The organism is Halorientalis salina (genome assembly GCF_005049285.1).
Lineage (GTDB): Archaea > Halobacteriota > Halobacteria > Halobacteriales > Haloarculaceae > Halorientalis > Halorientalis salina.
Map to the genome: position 1 here is coordinate 1 of NZ_SOSC01000004.1, position 19,093 is coordinate 19,093.

Genomic DNA, 19,093 nt, shown 5'->3' on the forward strand with positions numbered 1-19,093 from the left:
ACAGCTCCAAGCGGCACTCAGCAACCGGTTCTTTGACTCGCTCGACGATCTTACAACAGCGATCGACACCGCTCTCGGTCAGCTTTCCGTTCCAGAAGTGAGCAATTACTTCTAGTGTCTACTATAGGTTTGAAACACTACTAAGCGCCGTCGCCACCATCGCGCAGCGTTTCGGTGGCGTCAGTCGGCGCGATACAGTGTCACCACTCCGCTGACCAGAAATAGCGCGCCGAGGAGACCGGCGACAGTGATCCCCAACCGGAGCATCGATCCGAGGACCCAATCGGTCCGTTCAGACGTGCGGACTGAGTAGTTGTCTCCCTGGTATTGGACGACGTAGCGACCGCTCCCGGGTTCGGAGTTGTCGGTCACATACTGGAACTCCGGTGCCGTGTCCTCTTCGGTGTCGACGGCGTACTCCTCCTCGTCGAGCGCTCGGTCGAACACCTGCTTCCCGCGGTCTGAGAGGTTCTCGTACCGGAGGTGACCGGGTTCGGACGCGTCGAACTGCTCGTGCGTTTCGGTGACGGTGTGGACGTACGTCACGTCGTTGACCTGGACCTGTCCGAGCCCCCACCACGCGCCGAGCACGAGAACGAGTCCGATAGCGACGTACCGCCACCCCCGGTCGGTATCCATCGAGCCTCCGTTTTTCTGATGATTATAAATGTTTTATTATTGATTAGTATGGGGAAGGGAATACGGTAGCACGAGCATCCGCGCGCCAGCGGCGCGCGGTTCCCCGGACGCGAGGCGGGCGAGGCGCGACTGTAGGGAGCGCCTCGAAGCGAACGGGCGAAGCCCGTGAGCAGGCGAGCGTCCGGCCTTTTTTGGTCCAGTTTTTTCGAGGAGGGGTCGCGCCCTGCGCGACCCGACGAAGAAAAAGGTGGTCTAATAGCTATCGAGGTCGGTCCCCACAGAACAGACGTACTCGCCGGTGGCGACCTGCGGGAGTCGGCGGGTGCGCCAGAACACGCCCGAGGAGTCGGCGGTGATCTCGGCTTTGCGCTCGCCGAAGACGTCGGTGACCTCGAACAGGAGATCGTTACGGGAGACGCGTTCGCCCAGTTCGGCATGGAAGGTGACGAGGCCGCCGGTGGGCGACCCGTACTGCTCGAAGCCCTGCGCGCGGGTCTGGGGGTCGGGAACGTGGGTGCCGTCGGTGAAGCCGTAGTAGTCGAGGACGTTCCTGACGCCGCGAACGCCGACGTCGATGGAGTGGTCGTCCCAGCCGACACACCCGCCCAGTTCGGGGTCGATGGTGGGGATGCCCTCGTCGGGGCCGGCGCGGGCGAGTTGGCCGTCGGGGCCTTTCTGGTCGAGAATGTGGCCGCAGCCGAAGGCCTTCGCGAGTTCGAGGCAGTCGTCGTGGAGGCGGTGGCGCGTGCCACAGCGGACGCGACACTCCTCGATCATCCGTGAGGTCGACCCCTGGTGGAGGTCGAGAATCAGGTCGGCGCGGGTTGCGGCGTCGAAGGTGGCCGCGGCGATGCGCTCGCTGGAGGTGCCGTTCTCGTCGCCCGGGTACGCCCGGTTCATCTTGGTGTCGTCGACCGGGTTGCGGTGCTCGGCGACCTGGAAGGCGTGGTAGTTGACGATGCCGACGACGAGGATCGTGCCGGCGATCTCGTCGGGATCGAGCTGTGGGAGGACGCGCCGGATGACGCCGACGCCGTTCAATTCGTCGCCGTCGCTGGCCGCCTGTAGATAGAGCGTCTGCCCGCTGTCGGCACCGTTGACGACCGCGACCGGCAGGCCGATCTCGGTCCCGTCGCGGGCCTCACCGACGAACAACCGCCCCGTGTCTACCTCACCCGGGGCTGCGGTCGCCGTGCCGAGACTTGTCATTGTATCCATCCCGCGCCCCCATGCTCTTAGGCGGTTCGATAGCCGTCTCTCCTGCCGGAACCGGGAGTGTCCCGTCCACCCCGGACCGACGCGGTTTTTACGACACCGTCCGTACGCACGGCCGTGTCCGGGGACACCGACGCCGACGGGGCCAGCGGGACGGCAGCGTTCGTCGAGGCACTGGAAGTACCGCGGAACGCGCGCCGGGGCTTCGGGTTCGGCCTCGCCTTTACCGTCGCCACGTTCGTCTTCTTCGTGGTGATTCCCGGTGTGACGCGCTCGCCGCTGTACTACGTCATGCTGGCGTTCGTCCTCGCGGTCGGCATCGGCGGGATCGCGACCGCAGTACTGACGATGCGGACCGCCTATCGCCTCTCGAAAGAACTCTAGTCCTCGACGTCCGCGTCGTCGCCGGCCAGATCCGCCAGCCGCCCGGCTCCCGACCGGGTGCCCTTGGCGATGAACACGTCGCCGGCTGTCAGTTCAGTCGTGGGACCGGGCGAAACGACCCAGCTGCTCCCGTTCCGGTCGAGGCGGTCGCGTCCCCCGCGTGCCCGGCGGACGGCGATGACGCGCATCCCGGTCTCGGTTTTGACCATCTGCCCGCCGAGGGTGACGCCGTCGAGGGCGCTGTCGGGAGCGACGGTCAGTCTGACGATCACCTCGTCGGATTCTTTGACCGCTTCGGCGACGACCGGATGGGTGCCGAGGCCGCGGAGGACCCCTTCGCTGATTTCGAGGGCGGCGTCGCTGATGACCTCGGTCGCGTTCGCGAGGTGGACCAGCCCGCGCAGGGAGACGGGGTCGTCGATGCGGCTGGCCGCGCGCAGGACCCACGCCTCGAACCGGGACTGGAGGGCGTCGACCTCGGCTTCGAGTTCGAGGACTTCCTCGGCGACCTCGTCGCTGTCGAACAGCACCGCGCCGTAGGCCAGGTCGACGGCGAGTTCGCTCATGTTTTTCATGTGGACGATGGAGTCGACCGCCCGTTCGAGGTCGTCGATCCCGGGTTCGGGCGGGTCCGGCGGCGTGTACGACTCCCCGGCCGCATCGGCGTAGACGGTGGCGATGCCGTCCTCTGGACCGCGGAACAGGACGACGTCGCCCCGCCGGAGCGTCGTCTCGGCGTCCGGGTTGAACAGCCACTCGCCCTGCCGCCGGACCGCGAGGGCACGCACCCCGGTGTCCGTTTCGAGATTGATGTCGCCCAGCGAGCGGTCGGCGAAGGCGGAGTCGGGCGCGATCTCGGCCCGCACCAGCGTCTCGACGGCCTCGGGGAGCGCGGCACGCATCGCGTCGGGCAGGCCGATGTCCTCCAGGACGATCTTGGCGATGTCGCCGGCCGCGTCGCTGACTTTCTCCGCAGCGCCGACGACGCCGAGGACGGGCGCGAGCGCTTCGGCGTCCTCGGGGTTGCGCGCGGCCATCAGCAGGCTCATACGGGCGCGCATCTGGAGGAGGTCCATTCTGGTTTCCAGTTCGAGGACCTCCTCCGCGAGTTCGTCATCACCGAGTAACACCGCCGAGTACGACAGGTCGATCAGCAGCTCGGCGGTGTCTTTCATCTCCGCCAGCACCTCCTTGACGCTGACGGGCTCGTAGGCGACGTCGTCGGCTGCCATCGTCCTAGCTCCACGGTGGCGAGACAAAAACGTTGTCCGCCACCGGCCGCCGCGACGGACACGTCACCGAAGGCGTGAAATGTTCCAAATATCTAGACGCCGTTCCGTAAAAGAATGGACATACGATCAATCCTGGCGCCCTGTAGCGGTAAGCTATCTGCCACGGATAATAATGTTTTTAGCGGCAGGTCCTAAAGCCCGACGTATGTCCGACGAGCTCAAGAAAGGGCTTGAGGGTGTTCTGGTCGCCGAGTCGGAGCTCAGCTACATCGATGGTGACGCGGGCCAGCTCATCTATCGAGGCTACTCCATCGACGATCTGGCGCGCGAGGCCAGCTACGAGGAGGTCCTGTACCTCCTCTGGCACGGTCACCTTCCCGACAGCGAGGAACTGGCGACGTTCACCGAGGAGATGGCGACGGAGCGCCAGCTCGACGAGAACGTACTGACGACGGTCCGACAGCTCGCCGAGGCCGAGGAGAACCCGATGGCCGCGCTGCGGACCGCGGTGTCGTCCCTGTCGGCCTACGACCCGGACGCCGACGCCGAGCCGACCGACCGGGAGGCCAACCTCCGGAAGGGTCGGCGCATCACGGCGAAGATTCCGACCATCATCGCGGCCTTCACCCGACTGCGCGACGGCGAGGACCCCGTCGCGCCCCGCGAGGACTTGGACCACGCCGAGAACTTCCTGTACATGTTGAACGGCGAGGAACCCGACGAGGTGCTCGCCGAAACCTTCGACATGGCGCTCGTCCTGCACGCCGACCACGGACTGAACGCCTCGACCTTTTCCTCGATGGTCGTCTCCTCGACGCTCGCGGACCTCCACTCGGCCATCCCGGCCGGCATCGGCGCGCTCTCGGGCTCGCTCCACGGCGGCGCGAACCAGGACGTCATGGAGGCGCTGCTCGACCTCGACGAGAGCGGGAAAGAACCGGTCCAGTGGGTCAAGGACAAACTCGACGCCGGCGAGCGCGTCCCCGGCTTCGGCCACCGCGTCTACAACGTCAAGGACCCGCGCGCCCGCATCCTGTCGGACAAGTCCAAGGCGCTGGGCGAGGCCGCTGGCTCGCTGAAGTGGTTCGAGTACTCCACCGACATCGAGGAGTGGATCGGCGAGCAGAAGGGCCTGGCCCCGAACGTCGACTTCTACTCGGCCTCGACGTACTACCAGATGGGCATCCCGGTCGACATCTACACCCCAATCTTCGCCATGTCTCGGGTCGGCGGCTGGATCGCCCACATCCTCGAACAGTACGAGGACAACCGCCTGATCCGCCCGCGCGGCCGCTACATCGGTCCGGACGAGCAGGAGTTCGTCCCGGTCGACGAGCGGTAAGTCGCAAGCGATCCCGAACAACCGTTTTTTCTATGACCGAGCGACCCCAGGAGGGCGACGTGTTCACCGTCGAACGCACCTTCACCAAAGCGGACGTGCGGGCGTTCGCCGAAGTCTCGGAAGACACCCAACCGCGCCACACCGAACCCGACGAGGACGGGCGGCTGCTGGTCCACGGACTGCTGACGGCGACGCTCCCGACGAAGATCGGCGGGAACCTCGAAGTGCTGGCGAGTCGGCTGGACTTTCACTTCCAGCGGCCGGTCTACACCGGCGACACCGTCACCTGCGAGTGGGAGTGTACCGAGGTGGCCGAGGCCGACGGCTACCTCGAAATCGTCGGGGACATCACCTGTACGAATCAAGACGGCGACGTGGTCATGACCGCCCGTGGCGAGGGGCGGATCTACGACTGACACCAGTCGACGGCAGTACAGTAATACACGAATACCTTAATACATCGTAGCGCCTACGTTCGTGACGATGACCATAGATATCGAGGAGTTCAACGCCGCCGACGAGGAGGAACTCGGCGGTCGAACGAACCCCGAGCGCGTCCTCGCGTTCCTGGCTCGGAACGCCGATACGGCGTTCCGGCAGGCGGAGGTTGCCGAGGGTGCGGGCGTCAAACGGGGGTCTATCGGCCCCGTGCTCTCGCGTCTCGAAGAGCGCGAACTCGTCCGACACAAGGGGGCATACTGGGCGATCGGCGACCCCGAGCGGATTCGAGAGGCAGAGGGATTGAGCAGCACGCTACAGTTCCTCGACGAGCGGTTCGGAACCGAAGACCCCGCAGACTGGCGGCCGAAAGACGGGGACGAATGACGGAGACGGACGAGTTCGACCCCACCGCTCTCGACCGGGGAACTGTCGTCTGGTGTCTCGACCCGTTCAAATTCGATTCGGAAGAAAGCGGAGAGCGAGACAACGCTGACGAAGAATCACTACCAGGTCGACCGGTTGTTATCGCCAACACTCCGGACCATCCGTTCGCTGGCGAACAGTATATCGGGCTTTCGTTGACGACCCGAACCTGGTATGCGGATCAACTCGTCGAGGTGACTGAGGAAGCGTGGCTCGATGGCGGCACGACACACCGAAGCTATCTGATTCCCTGGAGTATCCTCTCACCACAACCCGACGATATCGAGTTCTGGATCGGGCAACTGGACGGCGATGTCCTCACTGCTGCCCTTGGCGAATTGTTACCGTATCTCCATCCTGTACCCGAACAACTGGTCGAGTAAGATCTAGAGCCAGTCCTCGATGTCGTCGGCCATCGCGCCCCGTCGGATGATCTCGCCGGCCTCGACGTCGACGACCGTGCTCCCGCCGCCGGGCGTCTGCCCGCCGTCGAGCAACACGGCCGCGGCTTCGCGGACCTGCTCGCCCAGTTCGTCGAGGTCGCGGACGCTCCCCTCGCCGCTGACGTTGGCGCTCGTCGACGTAATCGGATGGAACGCGTCGAGCAGTTCGAGGGCGAGGTCGTGGTCGGGGACCCGGACGCCGACGCGGTCGCTGCCGGCAGTGAGCGCGTCCGGAACCATCTCTTTGCGGTCGACGACGAGCGTCACGGGGCCGGGGAGGAACTCGTGCATGAACCGTCGTTCGCGGGCGGTCGGAGCGGTGTACTCCAGTGCGGTCTCGGCGTCGGGGACGGCCAGCGAGACTGGTTTGTCGCGATCGCGGCCCTTCGCCTCGAAGACGCGGGACACGGCGTCGGCGTCGGTGGCGTCCGCGCCGAGGCCGTAGACGGTCTCGGTGGGATACACGACGAGGTCGCCGGCCCGCAGTGCGTCGGCGGCGGCGTCGATGTCGGCGTCGGTCATTGCCTGGTAGTCGGCGGTCCGGAGCGAAAAACCTGCCCCTCAGAGCGCGTCCAGTTCGGCCTCGATCTCGTCGTAGTCGGGGAACGCGGGCCAGGTGTCGGCGACCCAGGCGTACTGGACGACCCGCTCCGAATCCAGCAGGAAGACGGCCGGCCGGGGTTCGCTGACGCCGGCCATCCCGTCCAGCTCGTGGGCGATGCCGTACTGCTCGGCGACGCCGTTTTGCGGGTCCGAGAACAGGCGGTAGTCCATCTCCCGCTCGTCGATGGTCGTCTTGTGTTCGTAGGCCGACGAGATTGAACAGCCGACGACCTGCAGGCCGGCGTCTTCGTCATCGGGACGGTGTCCCCACTTCCGATCCCGAATCTCGTTCCACATATACGTGGTCGGAAAGGCCCCGTCCATGGTGTGAAAGAGCAGGAGGACGGGCCCCTCGGCGGTGAGATCGGAGAGAGCCGCGTCCTCCCAGTACTCCTGATTGACGAGGGGGCGCTCGAAGTCGGGGGCCTGCTCGCCGACGTCGGGGTGGTCGGCCGGGGGGAGATCGACCACCTCGAAGTCCAGTCCCATCACCATCAGTCGGCCCCTCCGGCGGCCGCGGCTTCGGCCTCGTCGCCGTAGGTCCCGTCGAGATAGGCGACGATGTTGGCGCTTTCGGACATGGTGACGCCCGTGTTCTCGTCGACGATGGCGGGGACGGTCCGCTTCCCGGAGATGCGCTTGACCACGTCCCGGTCCGAGTGCATCGGCTCGACGAACCGCGAGCGGTACTCGAGGTCGTACTCGTCTAGTTTGCGGACGACGCGCTCGCAGAACGGGCACGCCTGCAACCGGTAGAGTGTGATCGCTGGATCGCTCATCACTGGTCCCTTGGGGCGAACGCCCGGTAAGCCCTTCGGGCGTGCAAGGCGGACACACGGCCGAGCGGGGGCGGCAGCGGAGCGGCCAGGGAGTGCCCTTTGTGGGTATGACAAGTCTTAATCCCGACGGCGGTGAAGTCTGACTGCTAATGGCCGTCACTTCGGCTGCCACCGTACTGCTCTCGAACCCGACACCGTTAGTCACTGAAGTGCTCGGCGTGGCGCTCACCGACAGCCTCGTCACCGGTATCGGGGTCGTGTTCGTCCTGCTCTTGCTGGTGCTGTCGGCGTTTTTCTCCTCTTCGGAGATCGCCATGTTCTCGCTGGCAGCCCACCGCGTGGAGGCACTCGCCGACGACGGCGTCCCCGGCGCACGGACGCTCCAGCAGCTCAAGGAGGACCCGCACCGACTGCTGGTGACGATCCTCGTCGGGAACAACCTGGTCAACATCGCGATGACCTCCATCACGACGGGGCTGCTCGCCATCTACTTCAGCCAGGGCATGGCGGTTGCCATCTCGACGTTCGGGATCACGGCGCTGGTCCTGCTGTTCGGCGAGAGCGCGCCCAAGTCCTACGCCGTCGAGAACACCGAGTCGTGGGCGCTGCGCATCTCCCGGCCGCTGAAGTTCGCAGAGCGGGTGCTGTTCCCGCTGATCGTCGTTTTCGACTTCCTCACCCAGCAGGTCAACCGCATCACGGGCGGGCAGTCGGCCATCGAAACGTCGTACGTGACCCGCCAGGAGATCCGGGACATCATCGAGACCGGCGAGCGCGAGGGGGTGCTGGACGAGGAGGAACGCGAGATGCTCCAGCGCACCCTCCGCTTCAACAACACCATCGCCAAGGAGGTGATGACGCCGCGTCTGGACATGACTGCCGTGCCCGACGACGCGAGCGTCGGGGAAGCCATCGAGACCTGCGTCCAGAGCGGCCACGCGCGCCTTCCGGTGTACGAAGGCAGCCTCGACAACATCATCGGCGTCGTGCACATCCGCGATCTGGTGCGAGACCTGAACTACGGGTCGACCGACGCCGAGAACATCGAACTCGACGACCTCATCCAGCCGACGCTGCACGTCCCCGAGTCCAAGAACGTCGACGACCTGCTGGCGGAGATGCGGGACAATCGGTTGCACATGGTCGTCGTCATCGACGAGTTCGGGACGACCGAGGGACTGGTCACGATGGAAGACCTCACCGAGGAGATCGTCGGCGAGATCCTCGAAGGCGAGGAAGAAGAGCCCATCGAGTTCCTCACCGACGACACCGCGGTCGTCAAAGGCGAGGTCAACATCGAGGAGGTCAACGAGGCCCTGGAGATCGACCTCCCGGAGGGCGAGGAGTTCGAGACCATCGCCGGCTTCATCTTCAACCGCGCGGGTCGGCTCGTCGAGGAGGGCGAGCAGATCGAGTTCGACGGCGTCGACATCCGCGTCGAGCAGGTCGAGAACACCCGCATCATGAAAGCCCGCGTCACTCGCAAACTCGAACCGACGGAGCGGGACGAGGGAGAGGACGGGGACGGGGACGGGGACGAACCCCAAACCGAGGAAGCCAGAACCGAGTGACGGCCGTTTTCGCGACCGATTCAGGCGGAGTACTTATCAATATAGATACAGCAACTGCCGGTAGGAATGGTCGGGACCGCGGACGTGGCGGGTGTCGGACTGGCCAGCGTCGCGATCCCGGCGCTCGTGCTGGTCGCCGTCGCACTCAGGCACAGGGGGAAACCGGGGGTCCGCGGATTCGTCGTGGCGGTAACCGGGGTCGGCTGCTGGTCGCTGGCGAGCGGACTCCGAGTCCTCGTTCGGGACCCCGGACTCGCCTACGGTTCGGCGGTCGGACAGCTGGTGGCCGCGAACGTGACGATCCTGGGGTGGGCGCTGCTGGCCGTGGAGTTCGTCCGGGGGCGGCGGATTCGGCTGTTCTCGACGCGAGTCGCCGCCGTACTGGTGGTACCCGCCTGCACGGTCGTGCTCGCGGTGACGAACCGGTGGCATCACCTGGTGTACGCCGCCAGCACACACGTAACACAGGGAGGGCTCCAGCTCGGGTTCGGCCCGTGGTATCCGGTACACGCCCTGTATCTGCTGTCGTGTAGCGCCGGTGCCGCCGGCCTCCTCGTCCGGGAGGTTCCCGGTTCGAGCCGGGTCCACCGCCAGCAGGTGGTGCTGTTGCTGGTCGCGTGGGCCATCGCCACGCTCGGGGCGTTCGACTTCGTTTTCAGGCAGTTCGGGCCGTGGCCGTTCCCGGCGTACGTCGACGTGACGCCGGTCGGATTCCTCCTGGCGAGCGGCGTGTGGGGACTGGCACTGTTTCGCTACGGCCTGTTCGATCTGGTCCCCATCGCCCGGCGGACGGCCGTCGAGACGATGCCGGACGCGGTCCTGACGGTCGACGGCGACGATCGCATCGTCGACGCGAACCCGGCCGCCCAGTCGCTGTTGGAATGCGATCCCGTCCAGCAGTCGGTGTCGACGGTGTTCGAGGACTATCCGGGGTTGCTCGCCCAGTACCGCAGCGACGGGGACGGCACCACGGACATCGAGGTGCTCGACGACGGGGCCGTCAAACACCTGGCAGCGACAACCACACCGATCACCGACCGGGGGGCACCGACGGGGACGCTGATCGTGCTGCGCGACGTGACCGCGCTGAAGAGCCGCGAGCAGGAACTCGACCTGCACAGACAGGTCCACAACCGGATCGTCCGCCACAACATCCGGAACGAACTCACCGTCATCAGGGGGAGCGCCGAGGAGATCCACCGGCGAAGCGACGACCGTCGCGCCGAGTTCGCCGAGACGATCCTCGACCGGTGTGACGAACTCGCCGCCACCAGCGAGAAGGCGAGACACATCATGCGGCTCATCGAGGACGACTGCGCGCTGGTGACGATGGACGCGCGGGCGCTCGTCGAGGACATCGAGGCCGAGATGCGCGACCGGTATCCCGACGCGACCATCGAGACGACGGGGGACGACGAGGCGTGGGTCGACGCACACGAGGACCTGAGTGTGGCCGTGCGGAACCTCCTCGAGAACGCCGTCGTTCACAACGACGGGCCAGCGGAGGTGGCTGTGTCCGTCGAACGGACCGACGGGACGGTCGAGGTCGCCGTGGCCGACGACGGACCGGGGATCCCAGACTACGAGGTCACGGTGCTGGATCGGCTGTCGGAGACGGCGCTCGAACACAGTAGCGGCGCGGGCCTGTGGCTGGTCAACTGGGTTGCGATGCGATCGAACGGTGCGCTCGGCTTCACAGTGACTGACCGCGGGACGACGGCCACGCTCACGCTGCAGGCCGCGGCCGTCAAGCGGGAGTCGGCGGAGTCGTAGCCGACTAACGTGGCTCCGACGGAGACCCGCCGAGGACCTGCCGAACGTGGCCGAGCGCGGCCCGGAACTGCTCGTCGCCGCGGACGAGGTGGGCCGAGACGTCGCCGAGGCCGGCGAGCGCGCCGGCCAGCAGCGCGGTCCCAGCCGGCCCGAGGCCGAGCGCGAGCCCGGAGAACCCACCGGCGATGCCGCCACCGGTAGCAACGAGGAGGGACTGGAGCGGGGTGTCACAGAACGGAATGAGACGCATAGCGACAGGTTCGGACGTGGACAGGAAAAGGGTACTGGGTGGTCACAGGACCAGGTCGACGGCGGCGAAGGCACCGTAACTGACGCCCAGGGCGAGCACGAGCGAGGCGACCCACGCGAGGACGGTGTAGCCCATCTTCGAGCCGCTGACGTCGCTGCCGCCGGCCGCGTAGCCGCTGCCGATGATGGCGCTGACGATGATCTCGTTGAACGAGACGGGGATGCCGAAGAAGACGGCGGTCTGGGCGATGGCAAAGGAGGGGATGAGCGCGGCGATGGAGCGCCGCGGACCGAGCGCCGAGTAGTCCTGCGCGAGGGCCTTGATCATGCGCGGCGCACCGGTCCAGGAGCCGAGCAGGAGGCCGAGACCGCCGCCGAGCAACACCGCGACGATCGGGATCTCGAAGGGGTCCAGCAGCGGGAGGAGGGGGCCAAGCGCCAGCCCGACCTGACTCCCGCCGGCCGAGAAGGCCACGAGGCCGCCGAGCGCCAGCAGGAAGTGGCGCTGTCCGGCCTCGGGGTCCCCGCGGATGTCGGCGAACAGTGCCAGGCCGACGAGCACCGCGAACAGGAGCGTGACTCCCAGCGACGCGACGGTCGGGGAGAACCAGGGAACGGCGGTGGCTGCAGTGCTCGCGAGCGAGGCGGCCTCGCCGGGCGGGCCGAGCAGGACGAACTCGACGTTGGCGAGGATGGCACCGACGAGCGCGGCGAGGGCGGGCACGGCGAACCGCTCGGCGACCCGCTCGTTCCGGAGCGCGCGGGCGGTGGCGTACGCGATGGAGCCGCCGATGAAGGGCGTCGCGATCCAGAGCGCGACGATCTCCTGGTATTTCGCCCAGGCCGGTGCACCGCCCATCGCCAGGCCGACGCCGACGACGGCGCCCGTGACGGTGAAGGCGGTTGCGATCGGGTAGCCGGCGAAGACGCCGATGGCAACGAGGATCGCGGCGGTGATGAGCGCGACCGTCGCGGCGGTGGCCGACAGCGTGACGCCGCGGATGAGTTCGCGCCCGACGGCTTCGGTGACGTTGGCTCCCTGAAGGACCGCCCCAGCGAGGCCGAGCAGGCCGACGATAAAGCCCGCTCGCATCACCGAGATGGCGTTGGCTCCGACCGCCGGGGCGAAGGGCGTCGACCCCGAGGATCCGGCACCGATGGCCCAGGCCATGAACAGACTCGCCCCGCCGGCGACCAGAAACGTCGCGATCGTCCCTGCGGCTACCATTCGTTGCGTCGGTATCGTCGGCATCGGTAATAACCTGCCGACACGGTCGTCGCCGTCCGGTCGAACGCAGCCATAGCATGAGAGTTAATTACAGGCACGGTACACCCGAATCATTATGCCAGTGGATGGTCACAGTGAGTAACACGACGGTGGGGGACGAATGGTACTCGATCGAATAAAGCAACTGACGAAAACGACAGAGAATGGCGGCATCGACTACGAATGCCAGGAGTGTGAGGCCGGGTACGAGATGCGACGGCAGGTGTGCCCGGAGTGTGGCGGCTATCGCATCGAACGCGCCGACTGGTAGCCGGGGTCGCCGGATAGCGTGCGGTCGTGGGGGACGGTATCCGGTTTTGCTGTCGGGCAACGGGCAAGCGGGCCGTCTGGCCGTCGCGCGTCGGGTCAGCTCGAGTCGCCGTTTTCGGGTTCGGACGGGTCGTTGGTCTCGTGGTCGAGGTCGCCGTTGGGTTCGGGCGTCTCGACGCCCTCGACGGCCTCGATCGTTTCCGTGTCTTTTGGGGTATCGATGTGCCAGCGGTCGACGTCGGACTCGAAGTCGGCGAGTCGGTTCGAGACGCGGATCTTCAGGTCGTCGTCGTTGACGTTGACCTCGAAGACGTACTCGGGGGCCTCGCCGCGGCCGACCCGCTGGAGGTTCGCGCTGACGAGTTCGTTGTCGAAGTAGTAGGGCGACATCTGGGTCATCACGTTCCGATAGACCGCGCCCTCGACGGCTCGCAGGGCCTTCCGGCCGGCCGAATCGGCCGCGCGGGCGACGTAGTCGAGCGACTCGCCCCACTTGTCGACGGCCTCGTCGGGCTCGTCGAGTTTCTCGTAGGACTCGCTGAGTTTCTCGCCGGCCTTCTGGAGGTCCTCGTCGGGTTCTTTGCCCGCCTTCTCCCCTTCGCCCTCGTCGACGCTGGCCTGTTCGGCGGTCTTCTCGTTTACGTGTTCGTCCAGGCGTTCGTCGGTCTTCGGTCGCCACTCGTCGAACGCCGCCAGTGCGTCGGTGTCGACGGCCTCGTCGACGTCCGGGTCTTCCAGGATGTCCCTGACGGCACGGCTGATGCGTTCGCCGTGTTCGACCACGTCGACCCAGCGTCCGCGCGTTTTGAACCCCGAAACGCTCTCTTCCATCGGTATGAGCATTCAGTTATGGGTGGAGCAATATACGCTTTCCTGCTACCCGCCGACTATCGACCCCCACCTGAATGACCGTTACCCCCCGCCTTTTGGACCTGGCACCCATAGGGAAGTCGCCATGGTTTCAGCACTGTTCGTCGTCAGCGAGGAAGGCTACTGGGGCGAGGAATGTATCGAGCCACTGACTACACTCACCGACGCCGGCGTCGAGATCACGGTGGCGACGCCATCGGGGCAGCCGCCGGTCCTGGACGAGCGGTCGGTCGACCCCGAAGAGGTCGGCGAGGAGACCGCCGAGCACGTTCGGGACGTCCACGAGAGCGACGAGCGGCTCAACGACCCGACGGCGCTGGCCGCCGCCGACCCGAGCGAGTACGACGCGGTCGTGTTCCCGGGCGGCCACGGGGCCGAGTGGGACGTGACGCAGGACAAGCACGCGCGGGCGGCACTCCGGACGGCAGTCGAAGACGGCGAGAAGAAGGCGCTGGTCGTCTGTCACGCCGTCGGCATCCTCGCGTTTACGCGGGACTCCGAGGGCGGAATGCTGGTCGCGGGCCGGGAGGTTACCGGCTTCCCGAACGCCTGGGAGGAGGGGATCGTCGACGACCTGGATATGATGCCCGACGGCCGTAAGCTGCCCTACTGGGTCGAAGACGAGGTCGAAGCGGCCGGCGGGAACTGGGACGCGGAACTCGATTCGGACACCTCGGTGACCGTCGACGGCGACCTGCTCACGGCTCGCGGCCCGCCCTCGTCCCACGCGGCGGCGCTCGCCCTGTTGGACGAACTGGGCGTCGAGTACTGACGCCGCTTCGGTCGGCGCCAGGTTCAAAACTATAATCAGCCAGCGGTCGACACCTCCGCTATGACCATCGAGCAACGGGGCGACGCCCGCGTCGTCACGCACGCGCTAGCGCGACACACGCTCTCGAACCTGCGGAGCGCCGACACCGAGCAGGTGGCGTTCCGGAAGGGCCTGGTGAAACTGGGTCGGATCTGCGGGTACGAACTCATCGACGGTGAGATGGAAACCGAAGAAGTGCCCGTCGAGACGCCGCTGACGGAGACGACCGGCGAGCGCGTCACCGACCTCGACGACGTGGTCATCATCAACGTGTTGCGGGCGGCGACGCCGTTCGTCGAGGGGCTGTTGAAGGCGTTCCCGACGGCCAAACAGGGCGTCATCAGCGCCGGACGCAACGAGGACGCGGGGATGACCGCCGACGGCGAGTTCCCCATCGACATCGACTACGAGAAACTCCCGGAGATCACCGAGTCGGACACAGTCATTATCGCCGACCCGATGCTGGCGACGGGGTCGACGATGTGTGCCGTCCTCGACCGGGTACTGGAGGCGGGCACGCCGGCGTCGCTGTTCGTCCTCTCGGCGGTCAGCGCCCCGCCGGGCGTCGAGCGGGTCGCGGAGTCGTACCCGTCCGCGGAGGTCCTGACGGTCAGCGTCGACGACCGTCTCGACGACGACGGGTTTATCGTCCCGGGCCTCGGCGATGCAGGTGACCGCGCGTTCCGGACGACCTGAACGCCCGACGAGGCCGTCGACTCGACACGGGCCGACCCCTTCGTTTCTCGTAGAGACCAGTACACTGCGGAAAGATCACGTTGCAGTCGAAACGAACAGCAGAGCGGCGAGGCTAGCGCGCTCGCGGATTTGGACTCCGCCACATAGTATAAATACGTACCAATGAAATGGGACGTATATGTCGAGGGAGTCGACGCGACGTCAGTTTCTCGCGGCCGGTGGGGCCGCAGGTGCCGTCGCCCTCGCGGGGTGTGGGGGAAACGGTATCGGTGGTGGGAGCGGGAGTACGAACTGGTACTACGGCGAATCGAACGAGCAACTCTCGAAGGAGTTGGTCTCGATCATCAACACGCGGGACTCGAAGGAGATCGAGTTACGGAAAGGCGGGACGGCCCCCGATGCGGCCAAGCGGCTGCACAACGGGAGCGGCGAGTTCGCCGTTATCGGATCGGACATCGCGTCGTTCGCCATGAAGGGGGCGGGCGTCGACGCGATCAGCACCAAATACGAGACGATGCGGGCGGTGATGTCGCTGTACCCGATGCCGGTGACGCTCGTGGCACGACCGGACATCGAGGGAGAGACGCTCGGTGATCTGTCCGGCGCGACGGTCAACGCCGGGCCGCCCAGCAGCCGCCTCGCGGCCAACGCGAACCAGATCGTGAACAACTCACAGACCGACTTCGACACGGCGAACGTCCCGCTATCCGAGGCGATGGCGAAACTCGGCGACGGGTCACTGGACGCGACGTTTGCCATCGGGGACTGGCCGATCCAGGCGGTCCAGGAAGCGGCACCCGACATCGAGATACTCGGCGTGAGCGACAAGCTACAGCGGAAAGTGATCGGGAGCACGAACTGGTTCGTCCAGACGCAACTCCCGGCCGGGGTCTACGAGGGCAGCGACGAGATGACACCGACCCTCGGAATCATGTCGCTGCTCGTCACCAGGGAAGGAGCGGACGAGGGGACGGTCGCCGTCGTCACGGACAGGATCCTCGAGAGCGCGGAGAACGGCGACATCAAGACGCGAGGGTCCTACATTCCGAAGAAAGAAAGCAAGGACGACGGCAGGGTCGGGATCCCACAGACCGTCGACATGCACGACGGGGCCGAACAGATCATCATCTACGACTGATCGCCCTCGGTCTCGATCGTCGCGCGGCCGCTGGTCGCACTTCGGAGTCGGTCACGGACGGCCGACGCGTCCGCGACGGGTGCCCGGACAGTGAAACGGACGTCGGCCTCGTAGGTCGCCTCGAACTCGCCGGGCGTCGATTCGAGGATGCCGCGCACGGTCCCTGAGTCGTCGTACTCGACGGTGACGGTAAACCGCTCGTGTGGCCGTTCCTCGACGATGCCGGCGTCGTCGATGGCGTCCTTGACGCCGCGGGCGTACGCCCGGGCCAGCCCGCCGACGCCGAGTTTCGTCCCGCCGTAGTAGCGCGTGACGACGACGGCCACGTTCTCCAGTTCCTCCTGCTGGAGGACGTTGAGCGCGGGTTTGCCGGCCGAGCCGGTCGGCTCGTCGGCGTCGCTGGCCCACTCCCGTATCGGTTCGGCCCGGACGCGATAGGCCGGGACGTTGTGCGTGGCGTCGTCGTACTCGGTCGCGACCTCGTCGACGAACGCCTCGGCCGCGTCGACGTCGGTGACGGGGGCGGCGTGGCCGATGAACTCCGAGCCCGAGATCTCGAAGGCCGCCTCGCCGCGACCGGCGAGCGTCCGGTAGCTGTCGGTCACGGTGGCCGGTTCGGGCGGGACCGTCATACCGGTTTCGTGCCGTCCGCGCCGTCGAACTGGGACGGATATATATGTACATTGAGAACACGTAACGATACATGCCGCGTTCGACAGGAGATGCAACGCTCGACGAGATGCTCGGGGGCGGGGTTCCGGACGGCCGGACGCTGCTGGTCCGCGGGGAGGCAGGCGTCGGCAAGAGTCGGCTGGCGCTGGGGTTCCTCGCGGCCGGCCTGGCCGACGATGCGGACTGTCTGTACGTCACGACCGACGAACCGCTCGCCGTCGCCCGCTCGTCGCTTTCCCGCCCCGACGAGTCGAGGCTGACCATCGCTGCCGCACACCGCGAGGGCGACAGCGGCGGCGTTCGCTTCGAGACCGACGACGAGTCCGAGACGCTGCCGTACGGGTCACTCGTCGAACGACTCACGGATCCGGGCTGGGACCGGGTCGTCGTCGACGGGGCACCGGGACTGGTCCACCTCGCGCCCGACCGCGAGCGAGGCCGCCAGGGGCTGTTCCAGTTGCTCGAACGCCTCGACGCCCACGACGCGACGGCGGTGCTGACTGCGACGCCGGACGGCCCTGCCGATCTGGACCGGGCCGCCCACGGGGTCCTCGACTGCTGGCGCGAGGAGGTCGAGGGGGACACCCGGACGTTCTGCAGAGTCCGGAAGCTTCGGGGCGTGGACCACGACACGCGCCGGCACGCACTGGCACACGACGACGACGGCGTCTCGGTCGCCAACCGGGAGTGGGCGACGAGCCAGCGCCCGTTCCGGACGGGTATCGCCTCGTTCGACGACCTGACCGGGGGGTTCGTCCGCGGCGGGACGACCGTCTTCGAACACGAGGGGACCGCCGACCACTGGCCGATCACCGCGTCGCTGTGCGTGCGAGCCATCGAGCAGAACAGACCCGTCGTGTTGATAGCGGCACCCGGCACCCTGCTCAACCGCATCGACGGCCTGCTGGCCGAGCGCGTCGGGACCGTCCGGGAACTCATGGAGCGCAACCTGCTGTTCCTCATCGACCCGATCAGCCACGGGCCGGACGCGCCGGCGCTCGCCGACCTCCCCGCCGAGAACGTCGTCATCCAGGAGGTCGAGGGCACCATCCAGGAGGCCATCCGGACGCTCGTCGAGGCACTCAGTGGCCAGGTCGACGAGGCGGTAGCGGTCCTCGAACACACCGCCTTACAGCACCTGGTCGACGAGAACCAGGCCAGACAGCTGTTCTACTGGACCAGCGGGAGCGTCATGAACGACGTGTACGAACTGACGCTCGTGTTGACCGTCGACCGCGAGGTGACCGGCGACCAGCTGACCAGTTTCTTCTCGGGGGCCGCCGACCAGGTCGTCCGTACCTGGCGCGGCGACGACGAACTGCAGTATCTCTCGATCCCCAAATCGCCGGCCGGCACACCCGGCCACACCCGGGTCGTCGAACCCCGGGAGAACCCGCCGTACGTCGACCTGCGATAGTTACTGACGCCCGTCGTCCTCCGGGTTCCGCCCGCCCCACACCCGTTTGTCCGGGATCCGAACCGTCACGTCCTCGGTCAGCGACATCTGACAGGAGAGTCGGGGGTAGCCGAACCTGGCGGCCAGTCGGTCGTGCCAGTGGTCCGGGTCGTGGTCGCCCTCGCAGACGCGGACGCCACAGGTCGCACAGAGCCCGCGCCCGCCGCAGTTGAGCCGCTCGGTGTAGCGCGTGTACGGCGAGATGCCGGCGTCGAGCAACACGTCGCGGAGCAGTGCTCCATCGGGCGCGTCCAGCCGCGTCTCGCCGCCGTCGTGCAGGACGGTCACGGTGACAGCGTCGGTCACTGCAACTCGATCTTCCGGACGTACTCCAGGCTCCGGATGTCGTTGATGAGGTGTCCCGGGAGTTCCGTCTCGGTGATGATGTAGAGCTTGGGATCGACGGCGAACTCGGGGTCCTCGCTGACGGTCTGGCGCATGGAGATGCCGTCCTCGGCGATGAGCCCAGTGATCTCGGCGACGATCCCGGGTCGTTCGGTGTCGAGCACGTCGACGGTGAGGACGTTCAGGTCGAGCACCGGGGCCAGATCCATCAGGCTGGGGATCTGGGAGATGTTCTGGAAGATGCGTCGGAGTTCCGGGTCGTCGAGGATGGCGTCGGTCGTCGAGTCGACGACGCGGCGGTCGACGCCGATCTCGCGGGCGATGCCGGTGTTGGGGATCTCGATACCGCCGGAGACGACCCGGCCCTCGTCGTTGACCGAAAAGCCCCGTTCCAGGAGGAGTCGAATGACAGCCTGCTGGCTGGGGCTGCCCTCGAACTTCTCCATGATGTCCTCGAACATGCCCGCAGCGACG

Annotated in this window: 24 protein-coding genes and 1 pseudogene; 13 read left to right on the top strand and 12 right to left on the bottom strand. The window is 66.7% G+C overall.

The window, feature by feature from the left end; all coding sequences use genetic code 11:
• Positions 1–115: pseudogene (locus tag E2481_RS09295) on the top strand (IS630 family transposase); the annotation flags it as partial.
• A gap of 65 nt (positions 116–180) precedes the next feature.
• On the opposite strand, the gene E2481_RS09300 reads toward E2481_RS09295, so the two are convergent.
• Positions 181–639: a hypothetical protein gene (locus tag E2481_RS09300; protein WP_136716869.1), complete on the bottom strand. Its 459-nt coding sequence runs from the start codon at positions 637–639 to the stop codon at positions 181–183.
• Positions 640–891: 252 nt separating this feature from the next.
• Entirely contained in the window at positions 892–1,848 is a 957-nt protein-coding gene (locus E2481_RS09305; RefSeq protein ID WP_136716870.1) for a succinylglutamate desuccinylase/aspartoacylase family protein, read from the bottom strand.
• A 123-nt stretch (positions 1,849–1,971) separates the two neighbouring features.
• Between E2481_RS09305 and E2481_RS09310 the strand changes: the two genes are divergently transcribed.
• Positions 1,972–2,238: a DUF7536 family protein gene (locus tag E2481_RS09310; RefSeq protein WP_136716871.1), complete on the top strand. Its 267-nt coding sequence runs from the start codon at positions 1,972–1,974 to the stop codon at positions 2,236–2,238.
• On the opposite strand, the gene E2481_RS09315 is transcribed toward E2481_RS09310, so the two are convergent.
• On the bottom strand, positions 2,235–3,470 hold the full coding sequence (locus E2481_RS09315) for a potassium channel family protein (RefSeq protein WP_136716872.1): 1,236 nt from the start codon (positions 3,468–3,470) through the stop codon (positions 2,235–2,237). The two genes, E2481_RS09310 and E2481_RS09315, sit on opposite strands and share 4 nt — an antisense overlap.
• Before the next feature lie 205 nt (positions 3,471–3,675).
• On the opposite strand from E2481_RS09315, the gene citZ reads away from it, so the two are divergent.
• From citZ to E2481_RS09335, 4 genes are all read left to right on the top strand, one after another.
• Positions 3,676–4,812, top strand: a complete 1,137-nt coding sequence (gene citZ, locus E2481_RS09320) for a citrate synthase (protein WP_136716873.1) — start codon at positions 3,676–3,678, stop codon at positions 4,810–4,812.
• A 32-nt stretch (positions 4,813–4,844) separates the two neighbouring features.
• On the top strand, positions 4,845–5,228 hold the full coding sequence (locus E2481_RS09325) for an FAS1-like dehydratase domain-containing protein (RefSeq protein ID WP_136716874.1): 384 nt from the start codon (positions 4,845–4,847) through the stop codon (positions 5,226–5,228).
• Positions 5,229–5,295: 67 nt separating this feature from the next.
• Entirely contained in the window at positions 5,296–5,637 is a 342-nt protein-coding gene (locus tag E2481_RS09330; protein WP_136716875.1) for a MarR family transcriptional regulator, read from the top strand.
• Positions 5,634–6,059 carry a hypothetical protein gene (locus E2481_RS09335; RefSeq protein ID WP_136716876.1) on the top strand — a complete coding sequence of 142 codons (426 nt, stop codon included), beginning with the start codon at positions 5,634–5,636 and terminating at the stop codon, positions 6,057–6,059. The genes E2481_RS09330 and E2481_RS09335 overlap by 4 nt, the downstream gene beginning before the upstream one ends.
• A 3-nt stretch (positions 6,060–6,062) precedes the next feature.
• On the opposite strand, the gene E2481_RS09340 is transcribed toward E2481_RS09335, so the two are convergent.
• Genes E2481_RS09340 through E2481_RS09350 form a run of 3 tightly spaced genes read right to left on the bottom strand, consistent with a single transcriptional unit; the run spans position 6,063 to position 7,501 of the window.
• Positions 6,063–6,641: an L-threonylcarbamoyladenylate synthase gene (locus tag E2481_RS09340; protein WP_136716877.1), complete on the bottom strand. Its 579-nt coding sequence runs from the start codon at positions 6,639–6,641 to the stop codon at positions 6,063–6,065.
• Between the two features lie 39 nt (positions 6,642–6,680).
• Complete coding sequence (locus tag E2481_RS09345; protein WP_136717146.1) at positions 6,681–7,211, bottom strand: redoxin domain-containing protein; 531 nt, start codon at positions 7,209–7,211, stop codon at positions 6,681–6,683.
• A 5-nt stretch (positions 7,212–7,216) separates the two neighbouring features.
• Complete coding sequence (locus E2481_RS09350) at positions 7,217–7,501, bottom strand: glutathione S-transferase N-terminal domain-containing protein (RefSeq protein WP_136716878.1); 285 nt, start codon at positions 7,499–7,501, stop codon at positions 7,217–7,219.
• Positions 7,502–7,650: 149 nt separating this feature from the next.
• On the opposite strand from E2481_RS09350, the gene E2481_RS09355 reads away from it, so the two are divergent.
• Complete coding sequence (locus tag E2481_RS09355; protein ID WP_136716879.1) at positions 7,651–9,072, top strand: hemolysin family protein; 1,422 nt, start codon at positions 7,651–7,653, stop codon at positions 9,070–9,072.
• A gap of 66 nt (positions 9,073–9,138) precedes the next feature.
• Positions 9,139–10,845 (top strand): histidine kinase N-terminal 7TM domain-containing protein, encoded by a 1,707-nt coding sequence (locus E2481_RS09360; RefSeq protein WP_136716880.1) that lies wholly within the window; start codon positions 9,139–9,141, stop codon positions 10,843–10,845.
• Positions 10,846–10,849: 4 nt separating this feature from the next.
• Here E2481_RS09360 and E2481_RS09365 read toward each other — a convergent pair whose 3' ends face one another.
• On the bottom strand, positions 10,850–11,095 hold the full coding sequence (locus E2481_RS09365; RefSeq protein WP_136716881.1) for a hypothetical protein: 246 nt from the start codon (positions 11,093–11,095) through the stop codon (positions 10,850–10,852).
• A gap of 42 nt (positions 11,096–11,137) precedes the next feature.
• Positions 11,138–12,322 (bottom strand): inorganic phosphate transporter, encoded by a 1,185-nt coding sequence (locus tag E2481_RS09370; protein ID WP_136716882.1) that lies wholly within the window; start codon positions 12,320–12,322, stop codon positions 11,138–11,140.
• A 160-nt stretch (positions 12,323–12,482) separates the two neighbouring features.
• On the opposite strand from E2481_RS09370, the gene E2481_RS18680 reads away from it, so the two are divergent.
• On the top strand, positions 12,483–12,632 hold the full coding sequence (locus tag E2481_RS18680; RefSeq protein ID WP_169302411.1) for a hypothetical protein: 150 nt from the start codon (positions 12,483–12,485) through the stop codon (positions 12,630–12,632).
• Positions 12,633–12,727: 95 nt separating this feature from the next.
• Here E2481_RS18680 and E2481_RS09375 read toward each other — a convergent pair whose 3' ends face one another.
• Positions 12,728–13,462, bottom strand: a complete 735-nt coding sequence (locus E2481_RS09375) for a DUF5828 family protein (protein WP_136716883.1) — start codon at positions 13,460–13,462, stop codon at positions 12,728–12,730.
• A gap of 124 nt (positions 13,463–13,586) precedes the next feature.
• On the opposite strand from E2481_RS09375, the gene E2481_RS09380 reads away from it, so the two are divergent.
• The 3 genes from E2481_RS09380 to E2481_RS09390 all read left to right on the top strand — a co-directional run bounded on the left by E2481_RS09380 (position 13,587) and on the right by E2481_RS09390 (position 16,146).
• On the top strand, positions 13,587–14,273 hold the full coding sequence (locus E2481_RS09380; protein WP_136716884.1) for a type 1 glutamine amidotransferase domain-containing protein: 687 nt from the start codon (positions 13,587–13,589) through the stop codon (positions 14,271–14,273).
• Between the two features lie 60 nt (positions 14,274–14,333).
• Positions 14,334–15,008 carry a uracil phosphoribosyltransferase gene (gene upp / locus E2481_RS09385; RefSeq protein ID WP_136716885.1) on the top strand — a complete coding sequence of 225 codons (675 nt, stop codon included), beginning with the start codon at positions 14,334–14,336 and terminating at the stop codon, positions 15,006–15,008.
• A 178-nt stretch (positions 15,009–15,186) separates the two neighbouring features.
• Positions 15,187–16,146 carry a TAXI family TRAP transporter solute-binding subunit gene (locus E2481_RS09390; RefSeq protein ID WP_136716886.1) on the top strand — a complete coding sequence of 320 codons (960 nt, stop codon included), beginning with the start codon at positions 15,187–15,189 and terminating at the stop codon, positions 16,144–16,146.
• Here the strand turns inward: E2481_RS09390 and E2481_RS09395 are convergent.
• A complete protein-coding gene (locus E2481_RS09395) occupies positions 16,137–16,751 on the bottom strand; it encodes an IMPACT family protein (RefSeq protein WP_136717147.1) in 615 nt (204 codons plus the stop codon). The genes E2481_RS09390 and E2481_RS09395 overlap by 10 nt on opposite strands.
• A gap of 98 nt (positions 16,752–16,849) precedes the next feature.
• Between E2481_RS09395 and E2481_RS09400 the strand changes: the two genes are divergently transcribed.
• Positions 16,850–18,235, top strand: coding sequence for an RAD55 family ATPase (locus E2481_RS09400; protein ID WP_136716887.1), 1,386 nt, complete (start codon positions 16,850–16,852; stop codon positions 18,233–18,235).
• Here the strand turns inward: E2481_RS09400 and E2481_RS09405 are convergent, their stop codons facing one another.
• Positions 18,236–18,580 (bottom strand): 2Fe-2S iron-sulfur cluster binding domain-containing protein, encoded by a 345-nt coding sequence (locus E2481_RS09405; protein WP_136716888.1) that lies wholly within the window; start codon positions 18,578–18,580, stop codon positions 18,236–18,238.
• The gene (locus tag E2481_RS09410) at positions 18,577–19,080 is read right to left on the bottom strand and encodes an amino acid-binding protein (RefSeq protein WP_136716889.1); all 504 of its coding nucleotides are present in this window, start codon (positions 19,078–19,080) and stop codon (positions 18,577–18,579) included. The genes E2481_RS09405 and E2481_RS09410 overlap by 4 nt, the downstream gene beginning before the upstream one ends.
• Between the last annotated feature and the right edge of the window lie 13 nt (positions 19,081–19,093).

Coding starts and splice junctions, on each gene's coding strand:
- E2481_RS09350 (WP_136716878.1), bottom strand. CDS start 7,501: ATGAGCGATCCAGCGATCACACTCTACCGGTTGCAGGCGTGCCCGTTC.
- E2481_RS09300 (WP_136716869.1), bottom strand. CDS start 639: ATGGATACCGACCGGGGGTGGCGGTACGTCGCTATCGGACTCGTTCTC.
- E2481_RS09355 (WP_136716879.1), top strand. CDS start 7,651: ATGGCCGTCACTTCGGCTGCCACCGTACTGCTCTCGAACCCGACACCG.
- E2481_RS09410 (WP_136716889.1), bottom strand. CDS start 19,080: ATGTTCGAGGACATCATGGAGAAGTTCGAGGGCAGCCCCAGCCAGCAG.
- E2481_RS09305 (WP_136716870.1), bottom strand. CDS start 1,848: ATGACAAGTCTCGGCACGGCGACCGCAGCCCCGGGTGAGGTAGACACG.
- E2481_RS09325 (WP_136716874.1), top strand. CDS start 4,845: ATGACCGAGCGACCCCAGGAGGGCGACGTGTTCACCGTCGAACGCACC.
- E2481_RS09340 (WP_136716877.1), bottom strand. CDS start 6,641: ATGACCGACGCCGACATCGACGCCGCCGCCGACGCACTGCGGGCCGGC.
- E2481_RS09335 (WP_136716876.1), top strand. CDS start 5,634: ATGACGGAGACGGACGAGTTCGACCCCACCGCTCTCGACCGGGGAACT.
- E2481_RS09390 (WP_136716886.1), top strand. CDS start 15,187: ATGTCGAGGGAGTCGACGCGACGTCAGTTTCTCGCGGCCGGTGGGGCC.
- E2481_RS09360 (WP_136716880.1), top strand. CDS start 9,139: ATGGTCGGGACCGCGGACGTGGCGGGTGTCGGACTGGCCAGCGTCGCG.
- E2481_RS09370 (WP_136716882.1), bottom strand. CDS start 12,322: ATGGTAGCCGCAGGGACGATCGCGACGTTTCTGGTCGCCGGCGGGGCG.
- E2481_RS09330 (WP_136716875.1), top strand. CDS start 5,296: ATGACCATAGATATCGAGGAGTTCAACGCCGCCGACGAGGAGGAACTC.
- E2481_RS09345 (WP_136717146.1), bottom strand. CDS start 7,211: ATGGGACTGGACTTCGAGGTGGTCGATCTCCCCCCGGCCGACCACCCC.
- E2481_RS09380 (WP_136716884.1), top strand. CDS start 13,587: ATGGTTTCAGCACTGTTCGTCGTCAGCGAGGAAGGCTACTGGGGCGAG.
- citZ (WP_136716873.1), top strand. CDS start 3,676: ATGTCCGACGAGCTCAAGAAAGGGCTTGAGGGTGTTCTGGTCGCCGAG.
- E2481_RS09365 (WP_136716881.1), bottom strand. CDS start 11,095: ATGCGTCTCATTCCGTTCTGTGACACCCCGCTCCAGTCCCTCCTCGTT.
- E2481_RS09315 (WP_136716872.1), bottom strand. CDS start 3,470: ATGGCAGCCGACGACGTCGCCTACGAGCCCGTCAGCGTCAAGGAGGTG.
- E2481_RS09400 (WP_136716887.1), top strand. CDS start 16,850: ATGCCGCGTTCGACAGGAGATGCAACGCTCGACGAGATGCTCGGGGGC.
- E2481_RS09375 (WP_136716883.1), bottom strand. CDS start 13,462: ATGGAAGAGAGCGTTTCGGGGTTCAAAACGCGCGGACGCTGGGTCGAC.
- E2481_RS18680 (WP_169302411.1), top strand. CDS start 12,483: ATGGTACTCGATCGAATAAAGCAACTGACGAAAACGACAGAGAATGGC.
- upp (WP_136716885.1), top strand. CDS start 14,334: ATGACCATCGAGCAACGGGGCGACGCCCGCGTCGTCACGCACGCGCTA.